Source organism: Streptomyces sp. NPDC000941 (assembly GCF_053599555.1).
This window is the reverse complement of sequence record NZ_JBSFMM010000402.1, coordinates 1-5,150: the sequence shown is the minus strand read 5'-3', so window position 1 is coordinate 5,150 and position 5,150 is coordinate 1. Positions and strand designations below refer to the sequence as shown.

Annotated in this window: 7 protein-coding genes; 3 read left to right on the top strand and 4 right to left on the bottom strand. The window is 68.6% G+C overall.

What is annotated here, in order from left to right:
* The first annotated feature begins 124 nt into the window (after window positions 1-124).
* Together ACWDSL_RS51765 and ACWDSL_RS51760 are read left to right on the top strand one after the other, a co-directional pair.
* Window positions 125-412 (top strand): hypothetical protein, encoded by a 288-nt coding sequence (locus ACWDSL_RS51765; RefSeq protein ID WP_450496541.1) that lies wholly within the window; start codon window positions 125-127, stop codon window positions 410-412.
* Between the two features lie 137 nt (window positions 413-549).
* The gene (locus tag ACWDSL_RS51760) at window positions 550-948 is read left to right on the top strand and encodes a hypothetical protein (RefSeq protein WP_450496539.1); all 399 of its coding nucleotides are present in this window, start codon (window positions 550-552) and stop codon (window positions 946-948) included.
* A gap of 62 nt (window positions 949-1,010) precedes the next feature.
* Here the strand turns inward: ACWDSL_RS51760 and ACWDSL_RS51755 are convergent, their stop codons facing one another.
* The 3 genes from ACWDSL_RS51755 to ACWDSL_RS51745 form a co-directional block, all read right to left on the bottom strand.
* A complete protein-coding gene (locus tag ACWDSL_RS51755) occupies window positions 1,011-1,172 on the bottom strand; it encodes a hypothetical protein (RefSeq protein ID WP_450496537.1) in 162 nt (53 codons plus the stop codon).
* A gap of 127 nt (window positions 1,173-1,299) precedes the next feature.
* Window positions 1,300-2,316: a DNA-directed RNA polymerase subunit alpha gene (locus ACWDSL_RS51750; protein ID WP_450496536.1), complete on the bottom strand. Its 1,017-nt coding sequence runs from the start codon at window positions 2,314-2,316 to the stop codon at window positions 1,300-1,302.
* 426 nt (window positions 2,317-2,742) lie between these two features.
* Window positions 2,743-3,318 (bottom strand): TetR/AcrR family transcriptional regulator, encoded by a 576-nt coding sequence (locus ACWDSL_RS51745; protein WP_450496534.1) that lies wholly within the window; start codon window positions 3,316-3,318, stop codon window positions 2,743-2,745.
* A gap of 90 nt (window positions 3,319-3,408) precedes the next feature.
* Here ACWDSL_RS51745 and ACWDSL_RS51740 point away from each other — a divergent pair, with 90 nt between their 5' ends.
* Window positions 3,409-4,239, top strand: a complete 831-nt coding sequence (locus ACWDSL_RS51740) for an oxidoreductase (protein ID WP_450496532.1) — start codon at window positions 3,409-3,411, stop codon at window positions 4,237-4,239.
* 326 nt (window positions 4,240-4,565) lie between these two features.
* Here ACWDSL_RS51740 and ACWDSL_RS51735 read toward each other — a convergent pair whose 3' ends face one another.
* On the bottom strand, window positions 4,566-5,033 hold the full coding sequence (locus tag ACWDSL_RS51735; protein ID WP_450496530.1) for a hypothetical protein: 468 nt from the start codon (window positions 5,031-5,033) through the stop codon (window positions 4,566-4,568).
* Between the last annotated feature and the right edge of the window lie 117 nt (window positions 5,034-5,150).

The following is a 5,150-nucleotide window of genomic DNA, read 5'->3' as shown; positions in this document are numbered from 1 at the left end:
CCGGGGGACATGTCCCCCGGCCGGAGCTTACCAGCACAGGGCCGGCGGGTCTTGGAGATGCCCGGTGTCACGGCGTGCGACGCATGTGACCCGCGAACCACCATCGAGCGGCAGAACGCGAGCCGTGGGATGCGCGAGCCAGAGGAAGCGTTCGGCGACGGCGACGCATGACGAGCGGCTGCGGGACCTGGAAGCGGAAGCATTCCGCACCGGGCGGACGCTTGCGGAGTACAGCGAGCAGCTGGCGACGATCCGCGAGCAGCAGCGCACGGCGTTCGGGAACATCGACTCACTTGCCGACGCCGTCGGCGCGCCGGGGGACCGGTCGATCACCCAGCGTCTGGACACGATAGAACGAGTTCTTTTCGCTCTCGCCCGTGCACAGGCCATCGACCCCGACATTGCTCCCTGACCCAGCCGGACCTACGGCGCTCAACCGCTCAGGGGCCAAGTAGAGCGCTCGGTCTCAAGTCGCTCGAAGGCTGCCCCACCAGAGGCCCGCGGTCTCCTGGAGCGCCTGGGCGGCCGCCAGGACCCGGCGGCCGCGTAGTGGGGCCGATCGCGGTCGTCCTGGACCACACGACCGCCACCGCACTCCACGATCCCAAGGACCCGTACAACGAGGCCGTCGCCGCGTTCTACGTCCAGGCCTCCGGCGGGCTGGGCACCCTGTACGCCCCTGTGCTCTCCCTCACCGCCGGCGACACCGACCGGCCCGGTCTCCTCACCTACATCAACGGGCCGCGGTTCATCACGATCGAGCCCTTCGACACGCAGGCCGCGTTCACCGCCAGCGAGCTGCTGGACGCCGGGCACCCCTGGGCGGCCGTCCACGCCATCCACGCCGCTCGCCCCTCCGCCGACTTCCCCACCGGCCGCTTCCTGCTCACCCTGACGCCCGAGGCGTACGAAGACACCGGCGTCCGGGCCGTCCATCCTGACGAGTAGGCCGCCCGGCAGGGGCGAGGTGGCGTGGCAACCGTGGGCGGGGCACGGGGGCATGGGTGCTCTCAGGACGCTGGGCCCTCGACCTCGCCCCGTGCAGTCCAGGTCTTGCGTACGCGCCGGCGGCCGTCGGTCTCCTTGACGAGCTGGATGACGACGCCCGGATTGGTTCCGTAGAGACCGACGTATTCGGTGTACTTGTTCTGGGCAGTGCCGGGGACCTCCACTCGCCTTCGACGGCAGGGCCGTTCGTCGCGAACTGCAGTCGGCGGAGGTGCTTGGTCCCCACACACGGCTCCTCGCCTCGGCGTATCGGCCCTATCCTGTCACCCGGCTTCCGGAGCTTGGAACGGTTCAGTACCGCTCGGTCTCGGCGAAGCCCGTGTTGTTGCCTGCGCCGAAGGCGGCGGCCGTAGCGGTCGGGTCGAATCCGGGCGGGCTGTCCTTGAACGCCAGTCCCATACCGGTCAGCTTCTCCTTGACCTCGTCGATCGACTTCGCACCGAAGTTGCGGATGTCGAGCAGGTCCGCCTCGCTGCGCGTCACGAGCTCACCCACGGAGTGGATGCCCTCGCGCTTGAGGCAGTTGTAGGAACGGACGGTGAGCTGCAGTTCCTCGATCGGGATCGCCAGATCGGCCGCCAGCGCGGCGTCCGTCAGCGACGGGCCCACCTCGATGCCCTCGGCGTCGACATTCAGCTCGCGGGCCAGGCCGAACAGCTCGACCAGCGTCTTGCCTGCCGAGGCCACCGCGTCACGCGGACGCATCGCGGACTTGGTCTCGACTTCGACGATCAGCTTGTCGAAGTCCGTTCGCTGCTCGACGCGGGTCGCCTCGACCTTGTAGGTGACCTTGAGCACCGGGCTGTAGATGGAGTCGACCGGGATCCGGCCGATCTCCTGGCCCTGCTGCTTGTTCTGGACGGCGGAGACGTAGCCGCGGCCGCGCTCGACGGTCAGCTCCATCTCCAGCTTGCCCTTGGCGTTCAGCGTGGCCAGGACCAGGTCGGGGTTGTGCACCTCGGCGCCGGCCGGCGGGGCGATGTCGGCGGCGGTGACCAGGCCGGGGCCCTGCTTGCGCAGGTACATCACGACCGGCTCGTCGTGTTCGGAGGAGACTACGAGCTGCTTGATGTTGAGGATGAGGTCGGTGACGTCCTCTTTGACGCCCGGCACGGTGGTGAACTCGTGCAGCAAGCCGTCGATCCGGATGCTGGTGACGGCGGCGCCGGGGATCGAGGAGAGGAGGGTGCGACGCAGAGAGTTGCCGAGGGTGTAGCCGAAGCCCGGCTCCAGCGGCTCGATCACGAACCGGGAGCGGTACCCGTCCACGATCTCTTCGGTGAGAGTGGGACGCTGAGCGATCAGCATGAGATGTTGCCTCCAGTCTTCGGCACCCGCCATATGGCGCCGCCCCACCGGGCCGCAGCAGCCCGATGTCGGTTCGGCCAAGGGTACGGGCGATGCGGATCACCTGCCGTAGGCCTCGCGCAGGTGACCAGCGTTCCGGCAACAGTCCCCGGTGAGGCCGATGGCTGACACGGGCCGCAGCGTCATCGTTGTCATGCAGGTCTCACGCCGCACGGCCGGGCGGGTTACCCGCGGCTGTCTCGGCGGTCGATCTCGATGAGGTAAGGGGCGACTGGCTTTGTTCACGAGTTGCGACGGCGGATGTTCACGACTTTGAGCAGCGCCTCAGCGCGGGGGTGTTCGATGTTCACGAGAAATGACAGCACCTGGGTGGCTTGCTGACGTCCTGCTGCCGGACGAGTTCGGGGTGCCCGCGCATCCCGGTCCTCAGCTGCCTGAAGGACGGGTTTGGGTGGTCAGTCCTGGAACAACGAGGGTGAGCCAGCGGGCGCGGGCGATGGGGGGCTGGTCGGTGGGTGCGGTGGAGAACAGCAGGTAGATGTCGTTGACGGTGACGTCGGGGTGGATGTCGCCGTCGACCTGGCCTGCGTGGATGAGGGCGGCGACGGCGGCACCCGCGCGGTCCTCGGCGGCTCGGTCGCCCGGCTCCGCACCGAGGGCCTGGGCAGCGGCCTTGACGGCGCGGTCGGTCACGGACGCCTCGATGACGCGGCCGAGGAACGCGGTCAGCTCGTCCAGGGCGTGGGTGCCGGTGCTGACGCGCCCGAGGGCGGCCTCGGCGTCGTCCGCGACGCGGGCGACGTACTCGGCGACGACGGCCGCGACCAGGTCGGTCTTGGTGGGGAAGTGGCGGTACAGGGTGCCCACGGCCACGCCCGCGGCGGCGGCTATCTCGTCCATCCCGACGTCGGGCCCGTGTGCGGTGATCTGCTCGCCGGCGGCGGTAAGGATCTTCCTTCGGTTGCGGACCGCGTCGGCGCGCGGTGCCCTGCCCTGGGTCATGAGGCTCCCTGGCCTTTCATTTGCACAAACATGAACTGTGGTTCACGATAGATGGTGAACCACAGTTCATCTTAGTCGTGAGGACCAGCCATGCCCGCCAAGACCGCTCTCGTCACCGGTGCCTCCTCCGGCATCGGTGAGGCCACCGCCCTCAAGCTCCAGGAACTCGGCTACACCGTCTACGGCGCCGCCCGCCGCACCGACCGCCTCCACAAGCTCGCCGACCGCGGCATCCGCCCGCTGGCGATGGACGTCACCGACGACGACTCCATGCGCGCCGGCGTCGACCGCCTCACCGCCGAGACCGGCCGCATCGACGTCCTGGTCAACAACGCCGGCTACGGCTCCTACGGCGCCATCGAGGACGTCTCCCTGGACGAGGCCCGCTACCAGTTCGAGGTCAACGTCTTCGGCGCACTGCGCCTGACCCAGCTCGTCCTGCCCCACATGCGCGCCCAACACTCCGGCACAGTTGTCAACGTCACCTCGATGGGCGGCAAGATCTACACGCCGCTCGGTGGCTGGTACCACGGCACCAAGTTCGCCCTCGAAGCCCTCAGCGACTGCCTGCGCCTGGAGGCCAAGCCCTTCGGTATCGACGTCGTCGTCATCGAACCCGGTGGCATCGCCACCGAATGGGGCGCCATCGCCGCCGACAAGCTGGAGAAGTCCTCCAGCAGCGGCCCCTACGCCGCCCAGGCCACCGCTGTGGCCTCCTCCCTGCGTTCCGAGGCCAACGCCAAGCGCAACTCCCCGCCCACCGTCATCGCCGACGCCATCGGCAAGGCCGTCACCGCCCGCCGCCCCAAAACCCGCTACGCCACCGGCTTCGGCGCCCGCCCCCTCATCACCCTGCGCGGAGTCCTGCCCGACCGCGCCTTCGACGCTGTGATCTCCCGCGCAGTCGGTATGCCTCGCTGAACGATCCGGGAGGTACCCGTTACGCGCAGGGCGCTGTCGAATCTCGTGAACAGTTCGATTCGCCCCGATCACGTGGGTGCCTCCCAAACTCGCCTACAAGTTCTGTCACAACTCATGAGCAGAGCCAGGGCGACAAAGCCGTGGTAGTCCGCTTTGCGTTGCCGGGCCGCAGTCGGAAGACCGGCTCCGACTACTGGGCGCCCTGCTGGCGACGGTGGAGTTGGAGATCACCGCGGCGACTCGGAACTGTCCGAAGAAGTCGACGCGCTGCCGGCCGACTTATCTCTGCCGGGTGAGATCTTCGGGGCGATCATCGCGGCGACAGTTCAGATCAACGAGACCCGGGGCATGGTGCCGGGCAGTACCGCCTCGGTGAAGTGGCCCCAGCAGAGATGCATGCCGCTCCCCAAGGTCGACGCTCGTGTTTCGCGGTTCTGGGTGGTCATGTTCCGGGCCCAGGCGGTGAGGACGGCGTGGATTTCTTGGGGTGTTGCCTGGTGAGGGCGTGGGCCGCGAAAACGGTGGGCGATGATGACGCGGCGGAGTTTGGCGGTCATGTCCTCGAAGGAGGGCTGGGTCTTTGTGGTGTACCAGTGGGCCCGGGACCGGTGTTCGGCGGCATCGGTGGGCTGATGGCCGGCGAGTGTGTACCGGAGGATCACCACGGTCAGGGTGAACAGGCCGAAGGGCACGGTACGTTCGACCGCGGGCCGGGTGCGGTTGCGGGCCTCGCCGACACCGGGAGTCTGGCGGGCGTCGAAGAAGGCCGTCTCGATTCTCCCACCGGGACGCATAGCGTTCTACGATCTCCTCGGCCGGGCTGGTCAGGTCGGTGGTGACCAGGGCGGCGCCGTAGCCGTGGTCCAGCCCGGTGCCGGGCCCGCAGCGCTCGTCCCGGACCAGGACGACCC

Excerpts from the sequence above, each read along its gene's own strand:
- ACWDSL_RS51750 (WP_450496536.1), bottom strand. The coding sequence starts at position 2,316 with ATGCTGATCGCTCAGCGTCCCACTCTCACCGAAGAGATCGTGGACGGG.
- ACWDSL_RS51745 (WP_450496534.1), bottom strand. The coding sequence starts at position 3,318 with ATGACCCAGGGCAGGGCACCGCGCGCCGACGCGGTCCGCAACCGAAGG.
- ACWDSL_RS51740 (WP_450496532.1), top strand. The coding sequence starts at position 3,409 with ATGCCCGCCAAGACCGCTCTCGTCACCGGTGCCTCCTCCGGCATCGGT.
- ACWDSL_RS51735 (WP_450496530.1), bottom strand. The coding sequence starts at position 5,033 with ATGCGTCCCGGTGGGAGAATCGAGACGGCCTTCTTCGACGCCCGCCAG.